This window comes from Desulfotruncus alcoholivorax DSM 16058 (assembly GCF_000430885.1).
Taxonomy (GTDB): Bacteria; Bacillota; Desulfotomaculia; order Desulfotomaculales; family Desulfallaceae; genus Desulfotruncus; species Desulfotruncus alcoholivorax.
Genome location: NZ_AUMW01000062.1, coordinates 1 through 1,822 on the forward strand (window position 1 = coordinate 1; position 1,822 = coordinate 1,822).

General features: G+C 43.0%; 2 protein-coding genes. Both read right to left on the reverse strand.

Features of this window, described 5'->3' with window-relative positions; translation table 11 throughout:
* Positions 1 to 953: DNA topoisomerase (locus tag H569_RS0117055; RefSeq protein WP_027365964.1), on the reverse strand; the 953-nt coding region annotated here is incomplete at its 3' end.
* Between the two features lie 26 nt (positions 954 to 979).
* Positions 980 to 1,657: a hypothetical protein gene (locus tag H569_RS0117060; protein ID WP_027365965.1), complete on the reverse strand. Its 678-nt coding sequence runs from the start codon at positions 1,655 to 1,657 to the stop codon at positions 980 to 982.
* Between the last annotated feature and the right edge of the window lie 165 nt (positions 1,658 to 1,822).

A 1,822-nucleotide genomic window follows, 5' to 3' on the forward strand; every position in this document is an offset into this window, starting at 1 on the left:
TCTGTACGGGGGTAGGTAATAAGTTTTCTGGTTTCGTACAGGGACTGGGCCAACTCCAACGTCTTGGCCGCCGCCAGGCCAAATTTTTTATTGGCTTCTTTTTGCAGGTCGTTGAGGTTGAACAAAAGCGGCGGAAGCTCCGCCAGGTCTTTTTCCTCCACCTCGAGTACACTGGCCGGTTGGTTGTTAACCCTGGCTTGTACCACCTGGGCAGTCTGTAAGTTATGAAATCTGTTTTGTTCGCCGTTGAACCATCTACCGGCATATACTTGGCCATCGCTTTTAGTAAACTCGGCGTATAGTTCCCAGTAGGGTTCGGGCACAAAGTTTTTTATTTCGCGTTCCCTGTTGACGATAAGCGCCAGCGTTGGTGTTTGCACCCGGCCGATGGATAGTAAGGTGCTATGCCTTACGGTAAATGAGCGGGTGGCGTTGATGCCGATGAGCCAGTCGGCCTGGCTGCGCGCTTCGGCTGCTGCGGCCAGGCGGTTGAATTCAGACCCGGGCCTAAGTGCGGCAAAACCTTTTTTGACGGCCGCCGGAGTTGTTTCCGAAAGCCAGAGACGCATAAAAGGTTTTTTGCAGCCGGTAAGGCGGTAAATATACCGGAAAATAAGCTCACCTTCGCGTCCTGCATCGGTTGCACATATGAGTTTTTCAATGTCGGACCTGTTAACCAGCTGTTTAACTACTTTAAACTGCTTTACCGTCTTCGGGCTGGTTTTGAGCTTAAATCTTTCCGGTATTACGGGCAGTGTATTTAAGTCCCATTTTTTTAACTGTGCATCGTAATCTTCGGGTTCAGCCAACTCAACCAGGTGGCCGATGGCCCAGGTGACGACATATTCATTGTTTTCAAGGTAGCCTTCTTTTTTCTGAAAGTTGCCTAACACCGCAGCCAGGTCCCGGGCTACTGAAGGTTTTTCGGCAATAATTAAGTTTTTATTTGGCATTTCAACACACTTCCCTAAAATTAGCTTTAGACGTAAACATACCGGTATTTCTCCGGATATTTTTCTTTGTATATCTTCTCATACAGTTTCTTCATTTCGCCATAAGGAAGATATATCTCGAATGTTTTTTTAGCCCAGGTATGATAGTATTCAAACTCCAATTCCATGTAAGGAACACAGTTGTTTAAACGGGCAAAATAAAACTCCTGAAATTTCACTCCGTAGATATTGAAATATTTCAGCAGTTCGTCTTTATAGAATACGTCGTGCTTTTTGGGATTATTTTCATCAATATGTTTATAAACAACCGGAATGATATACTGTTCGGAATTTAGTATCGTCTGGTAAATCTCCATTTCGATAGAACCCGGTTTTAAAGGTTTTGGATCAGGGAGATCAATTAACTTGGATACAATTCTTACGGCTTTTCGCCACCAATTTTTCTTGCCGATTTGTTTTTCGTATTCTCTGTACCACTTTTTATCTAAGTTAACCAATGCAGGAATATCGGTCTCTAACGGTGCTACTACTGATTGCCTAAATTCTTTATCAGTGAGAAAACGCAACACATCTTCATGGGTATATTGTGGTATATTATTTTTTAAGAAAATTATCATATCGCTTGTTTGATCACAGGCTGCATCACCCAAGTAATAAGCGGAGTAAATAGCATAATGTTCATAGACTATTGGACTGGTCATCATTTTTATCCCTTCTTTCAGGAGGATTTAACATGAAAAATGCTTTGTTGCCCGATGGGAGAATAGTTAATGCCTCAACTTTCCCAGAACCAAAAACCACTTTAAGCTAGGCCCAGCCTGGTACCAGGGAAATTAATTGCTTATGTTGACAATCAGAATGCATTAGCA